Source organism: Pseudomonas hormoni (assembly GCF_018502625.1).
GTDB classification, from domain to species: Bacteria; Pseudomonadota; Gammaproteobacteria; order Pseudomonadales; family Pseudomonadaceae; genus Aquipseudomonas; species Aquipseudomonas hormoni.
Genome location: NZ_CP075566.1, coordinates 3,611,655 through 3,636,605, shown reverse-complemented (window position 1 = coordinate 3,636,605; position 24,951 = coordinate 3,611,655). Strand labels below are relative to the sequence as shown.

20 protein-coding genes and 1 pseudogene are annotated in these 24,951 nt (G+C 60.0%); 11 read left to right on the top strand and 10 right to left on the bottom strand.

The genetic code is table 11. From position 1 onward, the window contains the following. Positions 1–17: 17 nt before the first annotated feature. The 3 genes and pseudogenes from KJF94_RS17015 to KJF94_RS17005 all read right to left on the bottom strand — a co-directional run bounded on the left by KJF94_RS17015 (position 18) and on the right by KJF94_RS17005 (position 4,012). Positions 18–2,447 (bottom strand): annotated as a pseudogene (locus tag KJF94_RS17015) (TonB-dependent siderophore receptor). A 99-nt stretch (positions 2,448–2,546) separates the two neighbouring features. Further along, positions 2,547–3,506, bottom strand: coding sequence for a FecR domain-containing protein (locus KJF94_RS17010; protein ID WP_214377447.1), 960 nt, complete (start codon positions 3,504–3,506; stop codon positions 2,547–2,549). After that, positions 3,506–4,012, bottom strand: a complete 507-nt coding sequence (locus KJF94_RS17005) for a sigma-70 family RNA polymerase sigma factor (RefSeq protein ID WP_214377446.1) — start codon at positions 4,010–4,012, stop codon at positions 3,506–3,508. The genes KJF94_RS17010 and KJF94_RS17005 overlap by 1 nt, the downstream gene beginning before the upstream one ends. Positions 4,013–4,331: 319 nt before the next feature. Between KJF94_RS17005 and KJF94_RS17000 the strand changes: the two genes are divergently transcribed. Beyond that, positions 4,332–4,772, top strand: a complete 441-nt coding sequence (locus KJF94_RS17000; protein WP_214377445.1) for a carboxymuconolactone decarboxylase family protein — start codon at positions 4,332–4,334, stop codon at positions 4,770–4,772. Here KJF94_RS17000 and KJF94_RS16995 read toward each other — a convergent pair whose 3' ends face one another. From KJF94_RS16995 to KJF94_RS16985, 3 genes are all read right to left on the bottom strand, one after another. Then, positions 4,773–6,365, bottom strand: coding sequence for a DHA2 family efflux MFS transporter permease subunit (locus KJF94_RS16995; protein ID WP_214377444.1), 1,593 nt, complete (start codon positions 6,363–6,365; stop codon positions 4,773–4,775). It lies immediately after the preceding gene. After that, the gene (locus KJF94_RS16990) at positions 6,362–7,483 is read right to left on the bottom strand and encodes an HlyD family secretion protein (RefSeq protein WP_214377443.1); all 1,122 of its coding nucleotides are present in this window, start codon (positions 7,481–7,483) and stop codon (positions 6,362–6,364) included. The genes KJF94_RS16995 and KJF94_RS16990 overlap by 4 nt, the downstream gene beginning before the upstream one ends. Positions 7,484–7,580: 97 nt before the next feature. Then, a complete protein-coding gene (locus KJF94_RS16985) occupies positions 7,581–8,345 on the bottom strand; it encodes an AraC family transcriptional regulator (RefSeq protein ID WP_214377442.1) in 765 nt (254 codons plus the stop codon). Between the two features lie 100 nt (positions 8,346–8,445). Here KJF94_RS16985 and KJF94_RS16980 point away from each other — a divergent pair, with 100 nt between their 5' ends. The 9 genes from KJF94_RS16980 to KJF94_RS16940 all read left to right on the top strand — a co-directional run bounded on the left by KJF94_RS16980 (position 8,446) and on the right by KJF94_RS16940 (position 19,393). Then, the gene (locus KJF94_RS16980) at positions 8,446–9,582 is read left to right on the top strand and encodes an MFS transporter (RefSeq protein ID WP_214377441.1); all 1,137 of its coding nucleotides are present in this window, start codon (positions 8,446–8,448) and stop codon (positions 9,580–9,582) included. A 243-nt stretch (positions 9,583–9,825) separates the two neighbouring features. Beyond that, positions 9,826–10,260, top strand: a complete 435-nt coding sequence (locus KJF94_RS16975) for a hypothetical protein (protein WP_214377440.1) — start codon at positions 9,826–9,828, stop codon at positions 10,258–10,260. A 331-nt stretch (positions 10,261–10,591) separates the two neighbouring features. Beyond that, positions 10,592–11,443, top strand: coding sequence for a hypothetical protein (locus KJF94_RS16970; protein ID WP_214377439.1), 852 nt, complete (start codon positions 10,592–10,594; stop codon positions 11,441–11,443). Between the two features lie 166 nt (positions 11,444–11,609). Further along, complete coding sequence (locus tag KJF94_RS16965) at positions 11,610–12,713, top strand: polyamine ABC transporter substrate-binding protein (protein WP_214377438.1); 1,104 nt, start codon at positions 11,610–11,612, stop codon at positions 12,711–12,713. Between the two features lie 30 nt (positions 12,714–12,743). After that, the gene (locus KJF94_RS16960; protein ID WP_214377437.1) at positions 12,744–14,162 is read left to right on the top strand and encodes an aminotransferase; all 1,419 of its coding nucleotides are present in this window, start codon (positions 12,744–12,746) and stop codon (positions 14,160–14,162) included. Between the two features lie 53 nt (positions 14,163–14,215). Further along, positions 14,216–15,067: a helix-turn-helix transcriptional regulator gene (locus KJF94_RS16955; protein WP_375379842.1), complete on the top strand. Its 852-nt coding sequence runs from the start codon at positions 14,216–14,218 to the stop codon at positions 15,065–15,067. A 265-nt stretch (positions 15,068–15,332) separates the two neighbouring features. Then, positions 15,333–15,833, top strand: a complete 501-nt coding sequence (locus KJF94_RS16950) for a sigma-70 family RNA polymerase sigma factor (protein WP_214377435.1) — start codon at positions 15,333–15,335, stop codon at positions 15,831–15,833. A 40-nt stretch (positions 15,834–15,873) separates the two neighbouring features. Continuing rightward, positions 15,874–16,857: a FecR family protein gene (locus KJF94_RS16945; protein WP_214377434.1), complete on the top strand. Its 984-nt coding sequence runs from the start codon at positions 15,874–15,876 to the stop codon at positions 16,855–16,857. A 97-nt stretch (positions 16,858–16,954) separates the two neighbouring features. Continuing rightward, complete coding sequence (locus tag KJF94_RS16940; protein ID WP_214377433.1) at positions 16,955–19,393, top strand: TonB-dependent siderophore receptor; 2,439 nt, start codon at positions 16,955–16,957, stop codon at positions 19,391–19,393. A gap of 149 nt (positions 19,394–19,542) precedes the next feature. Here the strand turns inward: KJF94_RS16940 and KJF94_RS16935 are convergent, their stop codons facing one another. Continuing rightward, positions 19,543–20,694: an MFS transporter gene (locus KJF94_RS16935; protein ID WP_214377432.1), complete on the bottom strand. Its 1,152-nt coding sequence runs from the start codon at positions 20,692–20,694 to the stop codon at positions 19,543–19,545. A 165-nt stretch (positions 20,695–20,859) separates the two neighbouring features. Here KJF94_RS16935 and KJF94_RS16930 point away from each other — a divergent pair, with 165 nt between their 5' ends. After that, on the top strand, positions 20,860–21,852 hold the full coding sequence (locus KJF94_RS16930; RefSeq protein ID WP_214377431.1) for a diaminopimelate epimerase: 993 nt from the start codon (positions 20,860–20,862) through the stop codon (positions 21,850–21,852). Positions 21,853–21,978: 126 nt separating this feature from the next. On the opposite strand, the gene codA is transcribed toward KJF94_RS16930, so the two are convergent. The 3 genes from codA to queD form a co-directional block, all read right to left on the bottom strand. Then, positions 21,979–23,226 (bottom strand): cytosine deaminase, encoded by a 1,248-nt coding sequence (codA, locus tag KJF94_RS16925; protein WP_214377430.1) that lies wholly within the window; start codon positions 23,224–23,226, stop codon positions 21,979–21,981. A 318-nt stretch (positions 23,227–23,544) separates the two neighbouring features. Further along, complete coding sequence (locus KJF94_RS16920; protein WP_214377429.1) at positions 23,545–24,369, bottom strand: alpha/beta fold hydrolase; 825 nt, start codon at positions 24,367–24,369, stop codon at positions 23,545–23,547. Between the two features lie 217 nt (positions 24,370–24,586). After that, entirely contained in the window at positions 24,587–24,943 is a 357-nt protein-coding gene (gene queD, locus KJF94_RS16915) for a 6-carboxytetrahydropterin synthase QueD (RefSeq protein WP_008056290.1), read from the bottom strand. Between the last annotated feature and the right edge of the window lie 8 nt (positions 24,944–24,951).

The window sequence follows — 24,951 nt, the reverse complement described above, 5'->3', positions numbered from 1 at the left end:
CGCCTCACTGCAAAAAATCAGAAATCCAAAGTCGCCGACACCTTCAACGTCCGGGGCGTCCCCTGCGTCAGATACCCGCCATTCGCCGACGCCCAATACGCCTTGTTCGCCACGTTCTCCAGATTGGCCCGCAGGGTGATTTCCTTCTCATCAAGCCTGAACGCATACCGCGACCCCACATCAAAACGGTTCCACGCCGGAATGCTCTGAGTGTTGGCGGCATTCAAATATTGCCCACCCGTGCGCAGCATCCGCGCACTGAGCGCTGCGCCTTCAATTCCTGGCACGTCCCAATCGGCACCCATATTGAGTTGAAAGCGTGGCACGCCGACGGCGCGGTTGCCGTCGTTGACGCCGTTGGTGCTGCCTTCGATCTCGGTCTTCATCAGTGTCGCACCGGTCAGCAGGCGCAGGCCATCGAGGGGTTCGCCGTAGATGTTCAACTCCACGCCTTTGTTCTGCTGCTGGCCATCGACCCGAAAGATCCCGTTCTGCGTATAGCTCGACGGCTGTTCGATGCGGTACACGCCCAGGCTCGCGCCATAAGTGTCCATGTCCAGACGCACGCCGGCTTCGATTTGCTTGCTGCGCACCGGGGCGAAGGTTTCGTCGCGGTTAATCGCGCTGGTCGGCGGCGTCGGGCCCTTGGCCAGGCCTTCGATGCGGTTGGCGTAGAACGAAACGTGTTCCCACGGCTTGATCACCAGGCCATAGACCGGGGTGGTGATCGACTCTTCATAGCTTGAGGTGCGCGCGCCGGTGGTGGTGTTCCAGCCGTCGACGTTCAGCGTCTGGCGGCGTACGCCGAGGGTCAGCAACACGCGATCATCGATGAAGCCCAGGGTGTCGGACACCGCCGCGCTGCGCAGGGTGTTCTTGCCGACGATGCGCGGATCATGAATGTCGCTGCCGAATGAAGTGGCCCGTGGACGCGGTTTATCGGTGACGTCGTAGAGGTTGGTGCTGTAGCGCCCGGCGGTGGCAATCGTTTCGAACGCCGAGCGCTGCTGACCCCAGATGCCTGCCAGACCGAGGTTGAGCTGGTGGCTGATCGGGCCGGTATTCAAATGCCCATTGAGGCCGGCCATCAGGCTTTGGTTATCCTCGTCGTGCGGCGGGTAGAGCATGCCGCCACGGGCATTGCCGTTGAGGTTGGTGACGGTCAGCGACGAGTACACGCCGTTTTCCCGGGTGTGTTTGGCGCCGCCGGACACGTAGGCGGTCCAGCTGTCGCTGAGGTCGTATTCGGCGCGGGCCATGCCGAAGGTGTCTTCCAGTTGCGAGTAGCTCCAGCTCTGCGCATAGCCGGCATTGGCGTCCGGTACCTTGGGCGCTTTCTGCAAGGACGAGTCGACGTACACCACCGAACGGCCCTGATTGATCACTTGTTTCTGGTAGCCCAGGTCCGTCGACACGCGCAGGCGATCACCGCGATAGTCGAGGCCGAGGCTGATCAGCGACGAGCGCTGGTCTTCATCATCGACCGCGGTGTCGCCTTCGCGTTGCATCAGGTTGATCCGCGCGCCGAAACGGTTGTCTTCGCCAAAGCGCTGGCCCAGGTCGAGATGCCCGCCGACCCGGCCATCGGCGCTGTAATCGAGGGTGACGCTGCGGGTTGGCACATCATTGGCGCGTTTGGGTTGCAGGTTGACGCCGCCGCCAATCCCGCTGCCGCTGGGCGTGACCCCGTTGACGAAAGCGTTCGGCCCCTTGAACAGCTCCACCCGTTCCAACGCTTCGGTGGCGATGATCTGCCGCGGCAAAACGCCGTACAGGCCGTTATAGGAAATGTCGTCGGACGCCAGCGGCAAACCGCGAATCATGAACACTTGGGAGAAGTTGCCGAAACCGGAGGACTGACGCACCGAGGCATCGTTGAGCAACACATCGCCGACGGTTTGGGCCTGTTGGTCGGCGATGGTTTTGGCGGTGTAGCTGGTGACGCTGAACGGCAGGTCTTTCAACGCCTGATTGCCGAGCATGCCGACCTGCGCCACTTTGGCCACCTGGCCACCGCCGTAGGTGTCAGCGTTGTCGTCGCGCAGGGCGCTGACGTTGGTGGCGCCCAGTTCCAGCGCGCCGTCGGCGGCGATTCGCGGCGCCACGGTTTAACCGTTTCCGCCCGTACTGATCAGCTCGAAACCACTGCCCTCAAGCAATTGCGCGAAGCCCGATTGCACGCTGTAGTTGCCCTGCAATCCTGGACTTTGGCGATTGCCCAATTGTGTCGGATCGAACGACAGCGGCACCCCGACTGCCACGGCAAATTGCGCCAGCGTCTGGCTGAGCAACCCTGGCCCGATGTTGACGTTGCGGCTGGCGCTTTCGTTGACACTGTCGGCGGCCTGACTGGTGACGGGCAGCAACGCGGTAAAGGCCAGGGCAATGCTCAGGCTCAGGGCCTTGAGCGGGAAATCGGCGGGGCGGTGCAGTGGCGTTGAAGTCATTCGGCGTTCCTGTCGAGCGCGTGGAATTGAAAAGGTCTATCCACACACCGAACGAAACGCAGAAAGGTATCAGGGGGAGTGAAAAAAAATGCGGCGCGGTCACACCTGCGGTTCGACCGACATCCAGTATCGGGTCAGGCTGCTGATTTTAAGCGGCAGCGTATCGCTGAGCAGGCGCAGGCTGGCGTCGGTATCGCGCAGGGAAAAGGCCCCCGACACCCGCAAACCCGCGACATCGGCATGACAGCGCAACACGCCGGGACGGTAGCGGCTCAATTCGCCGAGCAATTCATCCAGGCGCATATTGTTGGCCAGCAACATGCCCTTGTCCCAGGCCAGGGCGCTGGTGTCGAAACGTTCCACCGGGTCGGACCGGTCGGGCTTGAAGCTCTGGCGTTCACCGGCCTTGAGGGTGGCGCTCTGTGAAAGCAACAGCGGCGTGACGTCCACGAGCCCTTCGAGCACGGACACCTGACTTCGCGAGCCATGGATCCGCACGCAAAACCGGGCACTCGTCGCACGGGTAATGCATTGCGGGGTTTCAACGATAAACGGCCGAGCTCCGGGATCCCTCGCGGCGCTGATCAACGCTTCGCCATCCAGCAACATGACGCGCCGCTCATGCCCGTTGAAGGCAATGTTGACTGCACTTTCCGTGTTGAGCAGCAGCTCGCTACCGTCGGGCAATTGCAGGCGTTTCTGTTCGCCCACGGCGGTACGCTGATCGGCGGTCCATTGTTGCCAAGGCATATGTTGCGAGGCGAAGCCCAAAGGGCCGGCCATTAAAAACAAACCCACACGTGTGAGGGTCTGGCGACGGCTGAGGCCTTCTTTGCGCGCAGCGCGCTGCAGGGTCTGGATGGCGAGGTTGGCCGGAACGCTGCGAACCTCGCCGAGCAGCGCTTCGGCCCGCAGCCAGGCCTGGGCATGCTCGGCACTGCGGTTGCGCCAATGGGCAATGGCCTGATGGTCGGACGGCGTTGCGGTGCCAGAATGCAGCTGCACCAGCCAGTCGGCGGCTTCGCCGAGAATCTGCGGGTTGATCATCGACGAATTCATCAGGCAACACTCAGGCAGGCAATGAACGCGGCGCGCATGTGCCGTTTGACGGTGATCAACGACACACCCAGGCGTGTAGCGATCTGCGCGTAGGTCAGCCCCTCGATCTGCGACAGCATGAAGGTGTCGCGAGTGACTGTCGGCAATTCGCGCAACAGCGCTTCGATGCGCATCAGGGTTTCGAGAATCAGCAGGCGGGTTTCCGGCGACGGGACTTCGGCGACCGGCAGTTGAGCGATGGTTTCCAGATAGGCGCGTTCGATGTCCTGACGTCGCCAGCGGTCGATCACCAGGCCCTTGGCGATGTGCGTCAGCAAGGCGCGGGGCTCGCTGCCAAAGGGTTTGACGACTTGCCGGGTCAACAGGCGCAGGAACGTATCGTGGGCCAGGTCGGCCGCGTCGCAGCGGTTACCGAGTTTTCGATGCAGCCATCCCTGAAGCCAACCGTGGTGTTCGCTGTAGAGGGTGTGGATGTGCTGGTTCGAAGGCTGGTCGGCTGACGACATGGGGGACAGATACTCGTTTCGGGCATCCTGGCCTGATTGCAATTAAGAATTGATCGCATTCTAGTGGCGTGGACCGAGTGCTGGCAATCAGCCTGACAGACTATTTTTCGCACCCTTGTAGGAGCGAGCTTGCTCGCGATGGACGTTAACGATGACGCGTTCTGTCTGAATAAACGCGCCGCCCTTGAGTTCATCGCGAGCAGGCTCGCTCCTACAGGGCTTGTGGGGTGGCCTCCTCGACTTCTGGAATATTGGCTATTTGAGCTGTGGGCCTACGGGATTAACTTAGCTCCACCCCCACTTGCTACTGGAGTCCGCCATGAAAGCTCGTACCGATTTCTACACCGCTTCCCCTGATGCACTGAAAGCCATGATCGCCCTGGAAACCGCCGTTTCGAAGCTGCCGCTGGAAAAGAACCTGATTGAACTGGTCAAGCTGCGTGCGTCGCAAATCAACGGCTGCGCCTTCTGCATCGACATGCACACCGCCGATGCCATCAAGGGCGGGGAAACCCCGCGTCGCCTGTTCGCCGTGACAGCCTGGCGCGAGGCACCATTCTTCAGCGATCGCGAACGTGCTGCGCTGCTCTGGACCGAATCCCTGACCCAACTGAGCCTCACCCACGCTCCGGACGAAGACTACGAAGTGGTCAGCGCGCAGTTCACGCCAAGGGAAATGGTCGACCTGACCGTGGCGATTTCCACCATCAACAGCTGGAATCGTCTGGCTGTGGGTTTCCGCAAAACACCTCAGGCCTGATCAGTGAGCATCTGCTGACGGCGCCGCCGGTGGTTGCACCTTGCGCATCAAGGGCACCATCGCCGTGGCAATGACGAAGCAGACTCCGATCATTAAAAACGCGTCGCCGTAGGTTTGCGTCTGTGCTTCGCGGAAGGTCAGCAACCATAACTGATGCAGGCTGGCGGTGACACCCGCGTCACCGCTCTGGCCGAGGGCGGCAAAGTTGTTGCCGACCTGGGACAGCCACTGATTCAGCGCCTCGTTGGTGCTGTTGAGGTTTTCCGCCAAGCGGGTGAAGTGCAGGTTGGTCCGGTCATTGAGGATGGTCGCGCAGGCGGCGATGCCAATGGCGCCGCCGAGGTTGCGCATCAGATTGAACAGACCCGAAGCATGTTTGAGCCGGGCGGGCGCCAGTCCGCCGAGGGTCAGGGTGACCGCTGGCGGCACCGCCAGTTGCTGGGCAATCCCGCGCAGGGCTTGCGGCAACATCAATTCCTTGGCCCCCCAGTCATGGGTGATCGGGCTGAAATCCCACATCGACAACGCGAACAAGCCAAGGCCGGTCATCATGATCCAGCGCAGATCGATGCGGTTGGCCAGAAAGGCGTACAGCGGAATCGCCATGATCTGGAACACCCCGGTGGAGAAAACCGCCAGACCAATGTCCAGCGCGCCGTAGCCACGCACCCGGCCGAGAAACAGCGGCGTCAGGTAAATGGTGGCGAACAGGCCGATCCCGGTGACGAACGAGAAGAAGCAGCCGAGGGCGAAGTTGCGGTCTTTCAGGGCGCGCAAATCGACAATCGGGTTGGCCACGTGCAAGGTTCGGCCGATGAACGCCAGGCCCGCCAGAGCACTGATCCAGGCGGTGGTCAGGATCGTGCGGTCACTGAACCAGTTCCAGCGCGGGCCTTCTTCGAGGGTGTATTCCAGGCAGCCGAGAAACAGCGCCAGGAACACCATGCTCAGGTAGTCGGCGCCCTTAAGCAGCGACAGTTCCGGCTGATCGATTTTCACCAGCATCGGCACCGCCACCGCAACGAAAATCCCCGGCACCAGGTTGATGTAGAACAGCCAGTGCCAGGAGGAAACGTCGGTGATCCAGCCACCAATCACCGGTCCCAGTGTCGGCGCCAATGACGCCACCGCACCGATGGTCGCGGCGGCGATCACCCGTTGTTTACCGGTGAAGAAAAAGAACGCGGTGGTGAACACCAGCGGGATCATCGAGCCGCCGAGAAACCCTTGCAGTGCGCGGAAGGCGATCATGCTCTGGATGTTCCAGGCCGCGCCGCAAAGCAGGCTGGCCAGGGTGAAACCCACCGCGGAAGCGCAGAACAGCCAGCGTGTCGAGAACACTCGCGAGAGCCAGCCGGACAGCGGAATCACGATGATTTCGGCGATCAGGTAGCTGGTTTGCACCCACGCGGTTTCGTCAGTGCCCGCCGAGAGTCCGCCGCCGATATCGCGCAATGACGCGGAGACGATCTGGATGTCCAGCAGCGCAATGAACATGCCGATGCACATGGTGGCGAAGGCAAACACCTTGGTCGCCGTCGCCATGCTGGCGGCATTGAACGGTTGCGCAGGGACGGCGAGGGCGCGGCTCATGGTGCGCTGGCCACGGCTGGGGTTTCAGGCGCCTTGCGCGTATCCACTTCAGCGGTCACTGACAGGCCCGGGCGCAGATGGCCGAGCACGCCATCGGCCGGATCGAGCACGATCCGCACCGGCACCCGTTGCACGATCTTGGTGAAGTTGCCGGTGGCGTTTTCCGGTGGCAACACGCTGAACTGCGAACCACTGGCCGGCGCGAGGCTGTCCAGATGACCGTGGAAAACCTGCCCCGAAAGCACGTCGGCACGGATCACCACACGTTGGCCGGGGGTCATGTGCGCCAGTTGGTCTTCCTTGAAGTTGGCATCGACCCACAGCCCACTCGCCGGCACCACCGACAACTGTTGCGAACCGGCCTGCGCATACGCGCCGACCCGCGCCCGGCGATTGCCGATCACGCCATCCATCGGCGCGCGCAACTCGGTGTAACCGACGTTCAGTTGCGCCAGATCACGCTCGGCGCGGGCCTGCATCAGCGCGGCGCGGGCTTGTTGTTTCTGCGTGGCGATCACGTTCAACTGACGTTGCGCGGCCAGCAGTTCGGCCTGGGCTTTCGAGCTGAGCGCTTGAGCCGTCTTGAAGGTGGCGTCCGCGCGCTGGGCGCTTTCTACCGAGACGGCATTGCTGCTCACCAGTTTTTTGTAGCGTGCGTTGTCATCCCGCGACCGGGCGGTTTCGGCGCCGGCGGCATCGATCCCGGCGCGGGCCTGACCGATCACCGCCTGTTGCAGTTGTTCGGTGGCGTCGAGGTTGGCGAGCAGGGCTTCTTCAGCCGCCACCGCGCCTTCGGCTTTGGCCAGGTTGGCGCGATAGTCGCGGGAGTCGAGGCGGATCAGCACATCGCCGGCCTTCACTTTCTGGTTGTCGGTGACCAGCACTTCTTCGATGTAACCCGCGACCTTCGGCCCGATAACCGTCACATCGCCACCGATGTAGGCATCGTCGGTTTCTTCGATGAAACGGCCGGCGGTCCACCAATGGGCCGCATAGATGCCCGCGAACACCAGGGCGGCGATGGCCAGGGTCAGCAAGATCAGGCGTTTGAGCAGGGGAGGCTTTGGAGTGGTCACCGGGACAGCCAGGTCGGGCTCAACGTGGGGCATGCTGGTCATGGAGGGTTACCTGTAGGAAACGGCATTTAATTACGTACGTAATATGACGCATGTCATATTTAGTGGCAATTTATTTTTGTTGCCGGTCGTCAGGTGCTTATTTCAGCCAGGCGCCGGGGGTGATGCCCGTCATGTCCTTGAAGAAAGCGATGAATGCGCTGTCGCTGGCAAACCCCAGTTCGAACGCGCTGTAACCGATGTTGCGCCCGGTGGCGAGCAATTCGATGGCGCGCATCAACCGCCACTGTTGGCGCCATTGCTGATAGCTCATGCCGGTTTCACGCTGGAAGATTCGGCCGATGGTGCGGCCGCTGGCACCGATCTGTGCTTCCAGGACCTGAAGTTCGGGTGGCAACTGATCGAGCGTTGCGAGCAGCGGCGCCAGGCGTTTGTCCCAAGGCAAAGGCAACAACATCGGTTGTTGCGCGGCGTCGCGGATTTCGCTGAGGCACAGGCTCAGCAAGGGAACGAATTTGCCCTGCTGCCAATCGGTGTCGAAGTCGGCGAGGGCGATTGGCTCCAGCACCGCGCGCAGTAACGGGCTGACCTCAATCACACAGACCTGTTGCGGCAGCTCGGCGCACAACGCGGGTGTCAGGTAAATCGAGCGGTAGTCGACGCTCTGCAGCATCACCGCGCGGTGCGCCACCCCGGACGGAATCCAGGCCGCGCGGGAGGGCGGCAGCAGGCACAACTGCTGCGCAAGGGTAATTCGGGTGCAGCCTTTTCGGGTGAACAACAGCTGGCCGCGTTGATGCTGATGCACACCCGAATCGTGATCGCCAAGGGTCGCGGCGATACCGATGACGGGTGCCGGGTAACTGTCGGGGTCGAATCGTGCACGGGCATCGAGCCAAGCCATGGTTTGTCCGATTTCATCGATTAGTTGTCAGGGTTTTGATAGTACGTCAGTCACGGCTTCTTAAGCTGCTCGCCAGTTTTTCCTGAAGAGTGAAGTCGTGATGAATTCCAGAAGCCTGCTGGTGTTGGCAATCGCCTTGCTGATGTTTCCGCAGATCGCCCAAACCCTTTACAGCCCGGCGTTGGCGGACATTGGCCAGGTGTTTGCCGTTGGGCCCAAAGAGGCGGCTCAAACCCTGTCGGTGTTTTTCCTGGCCTTCGCGTTCGGCGTGGTGGTCTGGGGCCGGATGTGCGACCGCATCGGACGTCGACCGTCGATGCTCGCTGGCCTGGCGGTGTACGCCGGTGCATCCATGCTGGCGCTGAACGTCCGCACATTCGATGCGTTGTTGATGGCGCAAGCGCTGGCCGCGTTTGGTGCGGCGGTGGGCTCGGTGGTGACGCAAACCGTCCTGCGTGACCGCTTCAAGGGCGCGGAACTGGCGCAAGTATTTTCGGTAATGGGCATCGCGCTGGCGGCGAGTCCGGCGATTGGATTGTTCACCGGGGCGAGTCTGGTGGAAGGTTTCGGTTATCGAGGTGTGGTGGGGTGCCTGTTGCTGCTGTCCTCGGTGTTATGGCTGTGGTGCCTGCGCGTCTTGCCCGAGACACGACCGCAGCCTGTAGTAACGCCAGCCCTGTTCGAGACGCTGCGGCAAATGCTCGGCGACCGCGATATCTGGCGTTCGGCGCTGCTGGTGGCGCTTTTCAACGTTGCGCTGTTCAGCTACTACAGCCTCGGCCCTTTCGCGTTTCAGCGATTGGGTTTGAGCATGCAGATGTTCGGCTATAGCGGGGTGATCCTGGCCTTGGGCTCCGGCCTTGGTGCCTGGCTCAACAAACGCCTGCTACATCGCGGGCTCAACGGTTCACAGCTGATTCGGCTGGCGGCGCTGTTGGCCTTGGCGGGCGGCGTTGGCGTCTGGCTGATGCAGGGCAGCGGTCTGTTTGTGCTGGCGATGCTGCTGGTGGTACTGGCGTTCGGTATGGCAATCCCGAACGTTCTCGGCTCGGCACTGGCCGGCTACGGGGATCGGCTGGGCACGGCGGGTGCGCTGTTCGGTTTGTTGTATTACCTGCTGATTGGTGGAGGGCTGATGCTGGTGGCCTGGGCCCAGGCATTGGGGGCAACCCTGATGGTGTGCGGTGCGCTGGCGTTGCTGCTGACGTCGGTAAAAAGCAGATCCATTGCTGTTTGATCGTAGGCAACCATGCAAAGCAACGTAGGAAAAAACCGAAGGTGTGGGTCGTATTTGGACAATTTCTATCCTGAACTTCTTTCCTGAAGTTTCAGAAATATTCGGAAAAATGCCGCTGGACGCGAAGTTACAAACCCTGTGCTAGCTTGATTAGCAACTTTGAAGCGCATGGATAGTGGCTTTGGGTATCCACGGCTAAAGCCTATAAAAACTCGACATTTTCACGAGCAAGGACGCCCAGTTATGCCGTTACAGCGGCCCATTTCGTCATTACCAGCCAGCGACTCCTTCGGTAACACTTTTCAAGTGAAAGTGTCCGTTGTACCTATGACCAAGGCGTTGGCAATGCAATGGCACGAGAAAGTCCAACCGCTCGTCAATAGCCATTACGCGCATGACGGTACGACGAGCAAGAAAGTAAGGGCAGATGTTGGATGGCGCTGGCCAACTTACCTTAAGTTCGTGGCTATCCATAATTACCTTACCCGGATGCCGGGAAATGCCTCCGAAAAAGGAAAAGCAATGTGCGTTGTCGTTTCCAAGGGCGAGCAAAAATTTCCGATAGGGATGCTTTCCATTGTTCCGAAGCTCTATTGCAATGTTGAGGTGTTGAACGGCAGCGAGCGTTCACCTGGTACCTTTCTGATGCACCGTCGGAGGCTTATGAGCAGTTTTTGAATCAGCCAGTCGTTCGAGGTGTTGCCAAGGCGTTAATCGATTGCACGATTCAGGCTGCTCTGGACGAAGGCGAAGACGGGGAATCGTTGCTGCATGCAGATCCCAAGGGTGGCAGAAAACTCATTGAGTTCTACGGAGCCAGCTGCAGGATGAGACGTCTATCACCCACCAATGGCTGCATCACGGCAGTAGGGCGCCGCGGACGGCCTGAAGAATATTTCCATTTCAACGGGGCGGACGCACAGGCGTTTTCTGCTCTGTATGATGCTCGGCGATAGGCAGCCATGGGTACGCTTTGCGCTACTGAAGGCCGAAAGGTAGAGTGAATTTTATGCCAAACACCATACCTCAACTCTCAAAGGCTGAACTTGCCCACGCGCTTCGTGAATTGAAGGGGTTCAGTGCTGATCTGGATACTCAAAGTGGTTACGACGCGTCAGCCGTGCTGCTCGCTGAAATCATGGCTGACCCGATTCAACGAGACCGACTCGTTGCTTTACTGGAGCAGTTTGAAGAGGAACATCCTGAGCATTCAGCAACCGGCTGGGTAAACGACGGTTTACCCGTCGACAGGACTTCAGCGTCACCGGTTTCGGATGACCTCTATTATGATTTGCCGACAGGAACCGAAGACACTCGTTTGAGCGCAGGGTCTGCCGGAGCAACTGTGGAAAAATTCTTGAGCAAGTATAGAGAGGAAATGGTTGCCTCTCTTTCCTATGGCACTTGCATGTCCCCCGAGACGCAATATGTGCTCAAGGGGCCAGTCAGTGAGTGCTTCGAATGCACCCATTATGCTTCCTTTGACGTTGACGCCTGGAGTCGAGTATTGGTCCTGGCGGAGCAGCGATTGCAGGGGGAAGCTACTCGTCGGACTTCTTTTTTATCCAGGCTTGCGCAGGTTTTTCATGAGAACGAACCTCCAGAATGGGAGGTTCAAAAGTGCCCGATTACCGAAAATTCATTTTTAATCATTTTGAATCATGGTGCTGATCGTGCATCTATCGGATTTGTAGGCAGCGAGCAAAGTGCTTTTGTCATGGTGTCCATCAACGACAGCGCTTTGACAATCAATGAATCCTTCCAAAATACTCAAAAATTTGCAGCACGTATCGCGGACTTTTTTACCGATGCTCCAAAGTCCGGTCACAAGGCGATCCAGCATATGCTCAGAGCATTGTGATAAGGATTGTCCGGGTGTCAAAAGTGCCTACCTTCGAAAGGGCAGGCACTTAATACCAGACATGCGCCACACCCCCATTCGGGGTATGGCGCCGATCACCGAATCACCGAATAGTAAGGTCATCCGCTCATCCAGAGCCGAACTCGCTTGATAAGGTGAATTTGCTATGCGCAAGGCCCTCACGGTGATTTCCAGCCTGTTTCTCATACCTCTGATGACCCACGTCCAAGCCGCCGAAGTGAACGACAGCAACACCCTCAGGCTTTACAACTGGGCGGACTACATCGGCGAAAACACCCTCGCCGAGTTCCAGAAAACCACCGGCATCAAGGTGATCTACGACACCTTCGACGCCTATGAAACGGTCCAGGCGAAGTTGCTCACCGGCCACTCCGGTTATGACCTGGTGGTGCTGAACGCATCCCTCGCGCCGCCACTGATCAAAGCCAACGTATTCCAGCCGCTGAATAAAAAGTTGCTGCCGGGCTGGACCAACCTCGATCCGAAAGTTCTGCAGGACATGCAAGGGTTCGATGCCGGCACGGTCTACTCCGCACCCTACACCTGGGGCAGTAACGGCATCACTTACAACGTCGACAAGATCAGGGAGCGCATGCCGGATGCGCCGATCGGTTCACTGGCGATGATCTTCGATCCCAAGATCGTTTCGCGCTTCGCCGACTGCGGCGTCACCTTGGTCGACGCACCCACCGAAGTCATTCCGCTGGCGCTGAAGTACCTGGGCCGCGACCCGAGAAGTGCCGCGCCGGCAGACCTGAAAGCCGCGCAAGAGTTGCTGTTGTCCGTACGGCCGTACATCCGTAAATTCGATTCGGTCAACTACCTGACCAGCCTGCCCAATGGCGATGTTTGCATGGCCATGACCTGGTCCGGGGATTATGCGACGGCCATGGCTCGTGCCGAAGAAGCCAAGCTGAACATCAAGTTGTCCTATTTCATTCCTTCGGAAGGCTCGTTGATCTGGTTTGACAATATGTACATTCCAGCCGATGCCCCTCACGTCGCCAATGCCCACAAGTTTCTCGACTACCTGATGCAGCCCCAGGTAATGGCCGACGTCACGGATTACATCCATTACGCCAACAGTAATGCCGCAGCGACGCCGTTGCTGAAGGCCGATGTGCGCAACAACCCCGCCATCTATCCCGATGAAGAAACCCGTCAGCGCCTGTTTCCGCAAAAGACCCAGGACGCGAAAGACATGCGCGCCATGACCCGTGTCTGGAGCACGGTGAAAAGCGGCATCTAATCGTCCAACTATTCGGTTTGAGGTTTATATATGGCTACGCCTACCAGAAAAGTATTGTCCGCCATCGATGAGTCGCACTTGGTCAAAGCCGATAAAGCTCACTACATGCACGGCTATCACATGTTCGACGAACACGCCGAACAGGGTTCGTTGAACATTGTGGCCGGTGATGGCGCCTATATTTACGACACTCAGGGCAACCGCTTTCTCGATGCCGTCGGTGGCATGTGGTGTACCAACATCGGTCTGGGCCGTGAAGAAATGGCCCTGGCGATTGCCGACCAGGTGCGGCAACTGGCCTATTCGAACCCGTTCTCCGACATGTCCAACAACGTCGCGATCCAGCTATGCGAGAAGCTCGCCAGCCTGGCGCCGGGGGATCTCGATCATGTGTTCCTGACCACCGGTGGCTCCACCGCCGTCGACACCGCGTACCGCCTCATTCAGTACTACCAGAACTGCCGCGGCAAACCGGACAAGAAGCACGTCATCGCTCGCTTCAACGCCTATCACGGCTCGACCGCGCTGACGATGTCGATCGGCAACAAGGCTGCCGACCGTGTACCGGAATTCGATTACGCCAACGACAAGATTCATCACGTGTCCAACCCGAACCCTTACCGTGCGCCGGATGGCATGGACGAAGCGCAGTTCCTCGAGTTTTTGGTGCAAGAGTTCGAGGACAAGATTCTGTCCATCGGCGCCGACAAGGTCGCGGGCTTTTTTGCCGAGCCGGTCATGGGCTCCGGGGGCGTGATCATTCCGCCCAAGGGTTATCTGAAACGCATGTGGGAAGTGTGCCAGCGCTACGACATTCTGTTTGTCGCCGATGAGGTGGTGACGTCCTTCGGCCGGCTGGGCAAGTTCTTCGCTTCCTATGATGTGTTCGATGTGCAGCCCGACATCATCACCACGGCCAAAGGGCTGACGTCCGCTTATTTGCCGCTGGGCGCGTGCATCTTTTCCGACCGTATCTGGAAAGTGATTGCCGAGCCGGGCAAGGGCCGCTGCTTTACCCACGGCTTCACCTACAGCGGCCATCCGGTGTGCTGCACGGCGGCGTTGAAGAACATCGAAATCATCGAACGGGAAAACCTGCTGGAACATGTCGATGTGGTCGGCGCCTATCTGGAAGAACGCCTGGCGACACTCAGGGATTTGCCGCTGGTGGGCGATGTGCGCTGCCAGAAGTTCATGGCGTGCGTGGAGTTCGTCGCGGACAAACGCACCAAGGCGCTGTTTGCCGACGAGATCAACATTGGCGAGAGGATTCATTCCCGCGCCCAGGCCCGAGGCTTGCTGGTGCGGCCGATCATGCACCTTAACGTGATGTCGCCACCGCTGATTCTGACGTGCGCCCAGGTGGATGAAATCGTCGAAACCCTGCGGGTGTGCATTGTTGAAGTGGCGGCCGAGCTTGAGCAGAGCGGTCAGTATTTCGGCCAATGAGTTCGATGAACCCGCGGTTACGAGGAATCGGTTCACCCGCTAGACTGCGGGGCATGAGCAAACCAAACGACGACACCTTGATCGCCTTGCCCTTCGGGGCATTGCACAAATGGCATGGCGACCTGCGCGAGGCCTTCGCGCATATCGATGAGCCCGACGCGCTGCGCTATCTGGCGTCGGCGTTCGGGCATCTGGTGTCCATCGAGTCGGTGATGATCAGTCTGGAACACAAGGACCGTCCGCCGCAGTTGCTGTATCAGCGGGGCATTGCGGAGCAGTATCGGGTCTCGCTGCTCGAACGTTATTTTTCCGGGGGGTATCTGCTCGATCCGTTCTGCCTGGCCGTTGAACAAGGGTTGGCGAAAGGGTTTTATCACCTGGAAGAAATTGCCCCGGACAACTTTTTCGACAGTGAGTACTACAAGACTTACTACTTGAAGGCGGGCAGTTCGGAGGACAGCTTTTACCTGGTTGATACCGGTCATGACACGCAGATTTCCGTGAGCCTCTTTCAAGGTTTTGGCGGTGAAAGCCTGCGGGTCGAGCAATTGAACCTGTTGCGGGCCGTCGAGCCATTGGTGCGCGAATTCATCGCCGAATTCGGCCAGCGTGGCTTGCAGCATCGTGTCGTACTCCAAAGTGATCACGACGCGGGCAGGCGTGACGATCTCAAGCAAAGGGTGCAGTCGGCGTTCGAAAACTTCGGCAGCGACTTGCTGACCGAGCGCGAGCGGGAAGTGGCGCACATGGTATTGCGGGGGCACTCGGTGAAATCCACGGCCAGTCAGTTGGGTATCTCACCGGAAACGGTGCGCATGCACCGCAAGAATTTGTATTTGAAGCTGAGCGTCTGTTCGCAGTCGGAGTTGTTTGCGTTGTTTATCGAGTGGTTGCGCAAGCATTGATCCGGGATTTTCTGCCAACCCCGGAACCTTGTGGGAGCTAGCCTGCTAGCGATGAACGCCAACGATAACGCGTGCTGTCTGAATGAACGCGGTGTCTGAGCGTCCATCGCTAGCAGGCTAGCTCCCACAGGAGATTCAGGTTGACCACACCATCTGTGATCAACTGTTGCCGCTGACGAATGGCGGTGAGGGCCGGTCTGGAATCCATTGCTTCCAGTTAATAGGAAGCATTACTATTCACGCCCCGTCTTCACAGCACACCGCAATGACCCCCAAGCTGCCCCGCAGACACGGCTTTTTCGAGCATTACGAAGAGTTGGTTGGCACCTGGACCCGTCGCCTGAGAAATCGTCAGCAGGCCGAGGATCTGGCCCACGACACCTTCGTGCGGGTGCTTGAGTCCGATTCGGAGGCGGTGGCGCAACCCCGGGCGTATTTGCACCAGACCGCGCGCAACATCGCGGTGGATGGTTATCGGCGTGAGGATCGGCGGGGCGCCATGGAGTCGGAGGCGATCGATCACAGTGTGTCGTCGTCCGGCGACCCGGAGCATTTCATGCAGGCGATCCAGTTGGCTGATTCCATCGAACGGGCGCTCACCGAGCTGCCGGTCAATTGTCGCAAGGTGTTTGTCTGGCAGAAGATCGAAGGCCTGACCCAGGCCGAAATCGCCGAACGCCTGGGACTGTCCAAGAACATGGTGGAAAAGTATATGATCCGCACCCTGCGGCATCTGCGCGACCGCCTCGACGGACTGCAATCATGAGCGGCCGCGCCTTCTCACCCCCAGCCAAACAGGAACTTCCATGATGGATACTCGTGATTGCGCGTGCGGGCAAACAACGGTTCGCGATGAGGCGGCGCAGTGGTTTGTGCGTTTGCAGGAACCGGTCGTCGACGTTGAAGAGCGCCGACGTTTTGAGCTGTGGCTGAACGAGCATCCTCAGCATCGCGACGAATTTCAATTGCTTCAGGGCCTGTGGACAGCAGCAGACCTGGTGCCCGCCGCACGTCTGCAAGCCTTGTGTGAAACCCCGCCGACCCGCAGCAAACGCCGTCCGTTGCTGCGTTATGCGGTGGCGGCCAGTGCGGTGGCCGTGGCGCTCGGCCTGGGGCTGTTCAGCGGTTTGAATCAACCCACGCCTTACACCGCCGAGTTTTCGACGGCGCTGGGCGAACGTCGCCAGGTGGCGTTGCCGGACGGTTCGGTGATCGATCTGAACAGCCGCAGCCGCCTTCAGGTGCGCTATGAAAAAGGCCATCGACGCATCGAGCTGACGGAAGGCGAGGCCATGTTCAGCGTCGCGCACGACAGTGATCGGCCGTTCGTGGTCGAGGCAGGCAGCGGCAAGGTTACGGTCACCGGCACCCGCTTCGATGTGCGACGCGGCGTCGGCGACACCCGGGTCGTGGTGGAGCAGGGCACGGTCAAGGTCCAGGGGCGCGGTGCGCCCGACAACGAATTCATCAGCCTCACCGCCGGCCTCGGTACACGTGTCGATGCCCAAGGCACAGTTGCGGCGGCGTATGCCGTCAACCCAGCGGAACTGACCGCCTGGCGCAGCGGCAAACTGGTGTTCAACAACGCCAGCCTCGCCGAAGTGGCCGAGGAAGTGTCGCGCTATCGGGAGAAACCCCTCACCGTCGGCAACGACAAAGTCGGCAATCTACGCCTGACCAGCGTGTTCAAATCCGACAACACCGACGCACTGCTCAAGGCCTTGCCGAACATCCTGCCGGTGGCCGTGCGCACCCTCGATGACGGCAGTCAGGAAATAATTTCAAAATAGATTCAGGTTTTTTTCGAGTTGATCGTCTTCCTGTCCAACTGCAACTGGTTTGCATTAACAAGCGCACACTCTTGCGATCCACAGGACTACGTTCGACGTGAAAAAATCCACCGCTAAAAACAACGCCACTAAAAACAACAAGCGTCCTTGGTTGCCGCTGGCCCTAGCGCTGGCGGTCAACGTTGCGCTGCCTCAGGCCTTTGCTGCCGACGCGATCCACATCCCGGCGCAACTCCTGGGTCAGGCCCTGAGTGAACTGGGTCAGCAAACCTCGCTTCAGGTGTTTTTCAGCCCTGAGCTGGTGGCCGGCAAGCAAGCCCCGGCGGTGGACGGCAACCTCTCGCCAGAAGACGCGCTGCGCCAACTGCTGCAAGGCAGCGGTCTGCAATACCAGATCGACGAAGGTTCGGTCACGTTGATGCCTGCACCGGTTTCGGCTGCAAACGGCCCTTTGGAATTGGGCGTGACCGACATCAAAGTGGTCGGCGACTGGCTTGGTGACGCCGATGCCGCCGTGGTGCAAAACCACCCTGGCGCGCGTACGGTGATTCGCCGTGAAGCCATGGTCGAGCAGGGTGCGATGAACGTCGGTGACGTGTTGAAGCGTGTACCCGGTGTGCAAGTGCAGGAAGCCAACGGCACCGGCGGCAGCGACATTTCCCTGAACGTCGGCGTGCGCGGCCTGACTTCACGCCTGTCGCCGCGCTCCACCGTGCTGATCGACGGCGTGCCGGCAGCGTTTGCCCCTTACGGTCAGCCACAGCTGTCCATGGCACCGATCTCCTCGGGCAACCTTGAGAGCATTGACGTGGTTCGCGGTGCCGGTTCCGTGCGTTACGGGCCGCAAAACGTCGGCGGTGTGATCAACTTCGTGACCCGCGCCATCCCGGAAAAAGCCTCCGCTGAAATCGGCACCACCCTGGAAACCTCCCAGCACGGTGGCTGGAAGCATATCGACACGGCGTTCGCTGGCGGCACCGCGGACAACGGCATCGGCGTGGCGCTGTTGTACTCGGGCGTGAACGGCAACGGTTACCGTGAGCGCAACAATGGCAACGACATCGACGACGTGATTCTCAAGACCCATTGGGCACCGACCGATGTCGATGATTTCAGCCTCAACCTGCATTACTACGACGCCAGCGCCGACATGCCCGGCGGCCTGACCCAGGCGCAATACGACGCCAACCCGTTTCAGTCCGACCGCAACAACGACAACTTCAGCGGACGCCGCAAGGACATCTCGTTCAAGTGGGCGCGGCAGATCGATGACCGCACCCAGGCCGAAGTGCTGACCTATTACTCCGACAGCTTCCGTGGCAGCAACATCGCCGCCCGCGATCAGAAGACCCTCGGCTCGTTCCCGCGCACTTACTACACCCTCGGCATCGAACCGCGGGTGTCCCATGTGTTCGACGTCGGCCCGACCACCCAGGAAGTCAGCGTCGGTTATCGCTACCTCAAGGAAGCCATGCACGAAGAGGCCAGCCGTCTGGAGCTGGTCAACAACGTGCCGGTCGCGACCAAATCTTCGGATGGCCATGTCTATCAGGACCGCACCGGCGGCACTGAAGCCAACTCGGCGTACATCGATAACAAAATCGACGTCGGCAACTGGACCATCACGCCCGGTATCCGTTTCGAACACATCAGCACCGACTGGCACGATCGCCCCGTGCTCGACACCGCCGGCAAGCGCGTGCCGGAAAAGAACCGCAGCATCGAAAGCAACGAGCCACTGCCGGCCTTGAGCGTGATGTATCACATCTCCGATGCCTGGAAGCTGTTCGCCAACTACGAAACCTCGTTCGGCAGCCTGCAGTATTTCCAGCTCGGCCAGGGTGGCACGGGTGACAACACCGCCAACGGCCTGGAACCGGAGAAGGCCAAGACCTACGAGGTCGGCACGCGCTACAACGATGATGTGTGGGGCGGCGAAGTGACGCTGTTCTACATCGACTTCGATAAAGAGTTGCAGTACATCAGCAACGACGCGGGCTGGACCAACCTCGGCGCGACCACGCACCAGGGCATCGAGGCTTCGGTTCACTACGACATGGCGGCACTGGACCCACGGCTCGACGGCCTGACCGCCAACGCCGGGGTCACCTACACGCGCGCTGTTTATGAAGGCGAGATTCCTGCTTTCAAGGGCCGCGACCTGCCGTTCTACTCGCGTCAGGTGGCGACCGCCGGCCTGCGTTATGACATCGATCGCTGGACTTACAACCTCGATGCGTTTGCCCAGTCCAAACAGCGCTCGCCGGGCGTTGCGGTGAATGCCAATGGCAGCTTCTCCAACAACTACATCACCGAAGGCACCGCCGACGGCCAGTACGGCGACATTCCGGGTTACGTCACCTGGAACGTGCGGGGCGGTTATGACTTTGGCGCGCAGCTGTCGAACCTGAAAGTCGGTGCCGGGGTGAAAAACATCTTCGACAAGCAGTACTTCACCCGCTCCAGCGATAACAACGCGGGCATGTACGTCGGCGCACCACGCACGTTCTTTGTGCAGGCCAGCGTTGGGTTCTAACGAAATAGAACGAGCGATGATTAACCTGTGGCGAGGGAGCTTGCTCCCGCCGGACTGCGCAGCAGTCCCTTTCTTTTCAGATAGAGAGGGGGGCCGCTTCGCACCCCAGCGGGAGCAAGCTCCCTCGCCACAATTAATCGCAGTGCTTTTCAGACTTTCAACACTTTCCCGCCAATGGCCACCGCCACCAGCAACACCGCCATCAATCCAAACGCAAAACTCAAACTGCTGCCGTGGGCGATAAACCCGATTACCGCAGGCCCCGCCAGAATCCCCGCATAACCCAGCGTCGTAATCGCCGGCACGGCAACGCTTTCCGGCATCACCGTCTGTTTGCCCACGGCGGTATACAGCACCGGCACGATGTTTGAACAGCCAGCCCCCAGCAACGCATAACCCACCAGCGCCAGCTCCCAGCTTGGGGCGAATGTCGCCAGAAACAGCCCCCCGGCGGCCGTCAGCCCACCGAACACGACCACCCGTGTTGCGCCGAGGCGGTGGACAATCGCGTCTCCGGTCAACCGGCCCACGGTCATGGTCAAGGCAAACGCGGCATAGCCCAAACCTGCATACGCCGTGTCGATCCCGCGCTCCTGTGCCAGGAATACCGCACTCCAGTCGAGCGCCGCGCCTTCGGCGAGGAACACGATGAAGCACATTCCGCCAATGAACAGCACGATGCCGTGGGGAACGGCAAACGCCGGCCCCGAACTTTCACTGCCATACGGCAACAGGTGCGGCGCGGCTTTGCACAGCGCGATCAGCAGCAGCACGACCACCACCAGCATCGCCCCCAGCGGCGAAACCCCAAAGCCGAGCAAGGCACTGACGCCCGCCGCGCCGACAATCCCGCCCAGGCTGAACAGCCCGTGGAAACCCGACATCATGGTCTTGCCGCTGGCCCGTTCGACGATCACCGCTTGCAGGTTCACCGTCGAATCCACCGTGCCCAGGCCCGCGCCGAACATGAACAGCGCGGCGATCAGCGCCGGAATCGACGACACCGTCGCCAACAGCGGCAGCGCCGCACAGATCAACAGGGTCCCGCCGACCGCCACCCGCCGGCAACCGAAACGCGTGGCCAGAATCCCGGCCATGGGCATCGCCAGAATCGAGCCCACCCCCAGGCACAACAACAGCAAACCGAGGGTCCCTTCATCCAGCCCGGCCCGCGCCTTGGCGTAAGGCACCAGCGGCGCCCACGCGGCAATCCCGAACCCGGCGATGAAAAAAGCCACGCGCGTGGACATCTGCTCGAGGCGTCCGGGCACGAAGGTGGTCTGGGTGTTGAGGTTGGTCATATCGATCCTTGGCAAAAAACGTCGCGTCCCCAAGGGACAGTGACTCACCGGTGAGGTTCGATCAGCGTCCGGACGGTTTCGCGTTCAGGCAGGGTGACATCCTTGCACAGCCAGTCGCGGTTTCGCGATATGTTGCACGCCTGCGAAGGTTATACGGGAGGCGCCATGACGCCGTTCTACGATGCTCGAGGCAATATCTATGCGGTAGTGGCGCCTGACGTGGTGCGTCGCGAAGGGATCGATTTACCGCAACAGGCCGGTCTGGCGGCGCAAACCCGCGCGGCATGGGCGATGTCGGCCATCGAGGCGTTCTGCGCCTGGGCGCCGGGCATGCAACCGCCCGGCAGCAAGGACCATCGCAGCGATGGACTGCTGGTGGGGCCGTTTCAGTCAGCGCCGCCGTTCGATCTGTTGATCGTCAACACCGACGGCACGTTGGCTGAGCGCAGTGGCAACGGGCTGACGATTTTTTCCCAGGCGCTCAGTGATCAGGGGCTTTTTCCGGAAGGCGAAGCTTGTGTGCTCAGGGTTCATCACGACAAGGCCGATACGCCTTCACCGGGCGAAACGTCGGTGAGCGCTGCGCAGGTCGAAGGCGTGCAGGGTTTCTGGCTGGATCTGGGCAAACCGGCGTTCGGGCCGGAGGCGGTCAGTGCTCACGGGGTTGAAGGGGTGACAATGAACGGTCGCGAACTCAGCCACGTACAACCGCTGTCGGCACTGGATCCGGCCTGGTCCCGCAGCCAGTTCGTACGGGTCGGCAATCCGCACTGCGTGACGCTTGTGGAGGATGCGCAGGCATTGCCGGCCAATGAGCAGATGCGCGAAGCGAGGTTGTCCGAAGGCTTGACGCAAATTGCCTACGCCATGCCGACCGGGGCAGGGCGGCCGTGTCCGGCGGGTATCAATCTGCAATGGGCGATGCGGGAGTCAGAAGGGCGGATTGCGGCGCGAGTGTTTGAACGCGGGGAAGGCCCGACCGCGTCGTCCGGCACCAGTGCCAGCGCGGTGGCGTGTGCCGCCTGGCGAGTGGGTTGGGTGGCGGCGGGTGAGGTGAAGGTGGTGATGCCGGGTGGTACGGCGCCGATTTTGCTGGAGGAAATGGGCGGTGAATTGAGTCGGGTCAGCCTGTTTGGTACGGCGCGGTTGATGCAGTGAATTCAATATCGCCATCGCGGGCAAGCCCGCTCCCACAAGGTTGTATGTCGTACACAAATCCTGTGCACACCAGACAAACCTGTGGGAGCGGGCTTGCCCGCGATAGCGTTAGTCCAGTCAACAGAGTCAGCCCTGCTCGCCAAAAAACTCCACCACCGGCATCTGCCGCTTCATCAACACCTTCCCGCCGCGCACCGAATACAGCGGTAACCCCTGACTGCGAATCACCTCATAATCGCTGTCCGCCGAAAGAATCAGCAAATTCGCCGGCCGCCCGCGCTCCAGTCCGTAACGATCCCCGAGGTTCATCGCCTTGGCACTATTGTCGGTCACCAGGTCCAGCGCACTTTGCAGGTTGCGATACCCCAGCATGTGACAGATGTGCAGACCCGCTTCGAGCACCCGAAGGATGTTGCCGTTGCCCAGCGGATACCACGGGTCGACGATCGAATCCTGGCCGAAACAAACGTTCATCCCCGCTTCGAGCAACTCATTCACCCGGGTCACGCCACGGCGTTTCGGAAAGTTGTCGAAGCGCCCTTGCAGGTGAATGCTTTCGGTCGGGCAGGAGACAAAACTGATCCCCGAATGCCCGAGCAGGCGAAACAGTTTGGCGCAGTAAGCGTTGTCGTAAGAACCCATGGCCGTGGTGTGACTGGCCGTGACCCGCGAACCCATGTCGCGGCTGCGGGCTTCCTCTGCCAGCACTTCGAGAAAGCGCGAATGGGGGTCGTCGGTTTCATCGCAATGCACGTCCACCAGGCAGCCGGTGCGTTCGGCCAGGTCCATGAGGAATTTCACCGAGCTCACGCCCTGATCGCGGGTGTATTCGAAATGCGGAATCCCGCCGACCACGTCCGCGCCCATGCGGATCGCCTCTTCCATCAACTCGCGACCGTTACGGTACGACTCGATGCCTTCCTGCGGGAACGCGACGATTTGCATGTCGATCAAGTGTCGGCTTTCCTCGCGCACTTCGAGCATCGCCTTCAGCGCGGTGAGCTGCGGGTCGGTCACGTCGACGTGAGTGCGCACATGCTGGATGCCGTGGGCGGCCAGGGTCTGGATGGTTTTCTTTGCCCGAGTCTTGGTGTCCTCTTCGGTGATCGTCACCTTGCGCTCGCCCCAGCACTCGATGCCTTCGAACAGCGTGCCGCTCATGTTCCAGCGTGGTTCGCCAGCGGTCAGCGTGGCGTCGAGGTGGATGTGTGGCTCGACGAAGGGCGGCACCACCAGGTTACCGCCAGCGTCCAAATCATCGGGGCCCAGGGTCGGCGCTTCGGTCTGACGGGCAATGTTGCTGATCAGGCCGTTTTCCAGGTGCAACTCATGCAGGCCTTCTTGGTTGCGCAGGCGGGCGTTGATGATGTGCATCAGGTGAATCCTTTTAGAGATCTTGTAAGGGTGCGTTGGCGCTTTGCGTGTCGAATACGCCCGTCAGTTATTTAAGTTAGCGCGGTAGCGGCGATCGAGCATCGGCCGGACGTGAATATTGACCACGGCAGCGAAAGAAAAAGCCCGCCATTGATCGGCGGAGCGGCTGAAGGAACACTGTTCTCCTGTGGGAGCAGCCGGTCGACGCTCGATTGCTCGCGATAGCGTTATGACAGGCAACATCTGTGCCGAATGACACACCGCTATCGTCGGAACGCCGCCCGCAGCAAGCCGGCTCCGACAAGGAATCGAGTGTTTTCAGGGGGATTCAGGCAGGAACCGAAGCAGCGCCGCAACGATGGCCTCCGGTGCATCTTCCTGAACCAGATGCCCGGCATTGGGGATTGGGTGAAACTGCGCCCCCGGAATCATCTGCTGCAGTGCGCGGCCACGCTCGATGGGAATCCATTGGTCATCCTCACCCCACAGAATCTGCACCGGGCAACGAACCGTCGGGTACAACCCTTCAACCTCGCGGGTATAGCGCTCATCCATTTGCGCGATCTGCCGGTAAAACCCCGCTTGCCCCGGATCGCCCAGCCACGGATGGACGTAAGGGGCGAGTTCCTCGTCGGGGATTTCCCGCTTGATCGCCCCGCGAATATAGGCCGGCACGATCGCTTGCTGAATGTAATCAGGCAGCCCGCTGAAGGCCGTCTCATGCTGGCGCACATGCTGCACAAACGGCGAACCCCAAGGCGTCAGCGCCACCGGGTCGATCAGTGTCAGGCTGCGGTAATTCTTACCGTTCAACAGATGCGCGCGCAGCACCGTGGCGCCGCCGAAATCGTGGGCCACCACGTCCGGACAGTCCAGGCCCCAATGTTCCAGCAGTTGCGCCAACAGCTCGTTCTGCACGCCAAGGGATACATCACCCTCGATCTTCTCCGACAGTCCATAACCCAACAAATCGAAGTAGTGCACCCGGTGCGACGTGATGAAGTGCGGCGCAATCCGGTGCCACACATAAGAAGAGAAGGGTGTGCCATGCACAAACACCAGCGGCGGGCCATCGCCCCGAACGGCGTAGCGAACGGAGTGCCCGTTGAAGCGATAGGTCTGAGCCAGCGGCCAGTCAGTCATGGGTGCGTCCTCTTGGCGGGTACCAGCCAAAAAGCATAGGCATAAAAAAACAGCCAATGAAGGCTGTTTTTCACATCACTGACGAAACGCAGTTGCCCTTGTGGGAGCGAGCTTGCTCGCGATAGCGGCTATTCAGTCGATGAAAATGCCGACTGATACACCGCCATCGCGAGCAAGCTCGCTCCCACAGTGGTTTTGCAGTGTCCTTTTGATCTGGTTATTCCCCGCGATAGATGCAACCGCTGGTGCACGTCTCATGAATCCGAATCGCACTAAGCTCCGGCAGCAATGGCTTGAGTTCGGCCCAGATGAATTTGGCCAGTACTTCACTGGTCGGATTCTCCAACCCCGGAATGTCATTCAAATAGTTGTGATCCAACCGCTCATACAGCGGCTTGAAAATCGCCTTGATCTCCGAAAAGTCACGAATCCAGCCGGTATGCGGATCAAGATCGCCACTCAAGTGAATTGCCACTTTGAACGAGTGACCGTGCAGGCGGCCGCACTTGTGGCCGTCCGGGACGTGGGGCAGGCGGTGGGCGGATTCGAAGGTAAATTCTTTGAAGATTTCCACAGTTTTTT

Bases quoted from the DNA above. Each gene is read 5' to 3' on its own strand.
- KJF94_RS16960 (WP_214377437.1), top strand. From the start codon at position 12,744: ATGGCTACGCCTACCAGAAAAGTATTGTCCGCCATCGATGAGTCGCAC.
- KJF94_RS16970 (WP_214377439.1), top strand. From the start codon at position 10,592: ATGCCAAACACCATACCTCAACTCTCAAAGGCTGAACTTGCCCACGCG.
- KJF94_RS16955 (WP_375379842.1), top strand. From the start codon at position 14,216: ATGAGCAAACCAAACGACGACACCTTGATCGCCTTGCCCTTCGGGGCA.
- KJF94_RS17000 (WP_214377445.1), top strand. From the start codon at position 4,332: ATGAAAGCTCGTACCGATTTCTACACCGCTTCCCCTGATGCACTGAAA.
- KJF94_RS16965 (WP_214377438.1), top strand. From the start codon at position 11,610: ATGCGCAAGGCCCTCACGGTGATTTCCAGCCTGTTTCTCATACCTCTG.
- KJF94_RS16985 (WP_214377442.1), bottom strand. From the start codon at position 8,345: ATGGCTTGGCTCGATGCCCGTGCACGATTCGACCCCGACAGTTACCCG.
- KJF94_RS16980 (WP_214377441.1), top strand. From the start codon at position 8,446: ATGAATTCCAGAAGCCTGCTGGTGTTGGCAATCGCCTTGCTGATGTTT.
- KJF94_RS16995 (WP_214377444.1), bottom strand. From the start codon at position 6,365: ATGAGCCGCGCCCTCGCCGTCCCTGCGCAACCGTTCAATGCCGCCAGC.
- codA (WP_214377430.1), bottom strand. From the start codon at position 23,226: ATGCACATCATCAACGCCCGCCTGCGCAACCAAGAAGGCCTGCATGAG.
- KJF94_RS16920 (WP_214377429.1), bottom strand. From the start codon at position 24,369: ATGACTGACTGGCCGCTGGCTCAGACCTATCGCTTCAACGGGCACTCC.
- KJF94_RS16945 (WP_214377434.1), top strand. From the start codon at position 15,874: ATGATGGATACTCGTGATTGCGCGTGCGGGCAAACAACGGTTCGCGAT.
- KJF94_RS16990 (WP_214377443.1), bottom strand. From the start codon at position 7,483: ATGACCAGCATGCCCCACGTTGAGCCCGACCTGGCTGTCCCGGTGACC.
- KJF94_RS17010 (WP_214377447.1), bottom strand. From the start codon at position 3,506: ATGAATTCGTCGATGATCAACCCGCAGATTCTCGGCGAAGCCGCCGAC.
- KJF94_RS17005 (WP_214377446.1), bottom strand. From the start codon at position 4,012: ATGTCGTCAGCCGACCAGCCTTCGAACCAGCACATCCACACCCTCTAC.
- KJF94_RS16975 (WP_214377440.1), top strand. From the start codon at position 9,826: ATGCCGTTACAGCGGCCCATTTCGTCATTACCAGCCAGCGACTCCTTC.
- KJF94_RS16930 (WP_214377431.1), top strand. From the start codon at position 20,860: ATGACGCCGTTCTACGATGCTCGAGGCAATATCTATGCGGTAGTGGCG.
- KJF94_RS16950 (WP_214377435.1), top strand. From the start codon at position 15,333: ATGACCCCCAAGCTGCCCCGCAGACACGGCTTTTTCGAGCATTACGAA.
- KJF94_RS16935 (WP_214377432.1), bottom strand. From the start codon at position 20,694: ATGACCAACCTCAACACCCAGACCACCTTCGTGCCCGGACGCCTCGAG.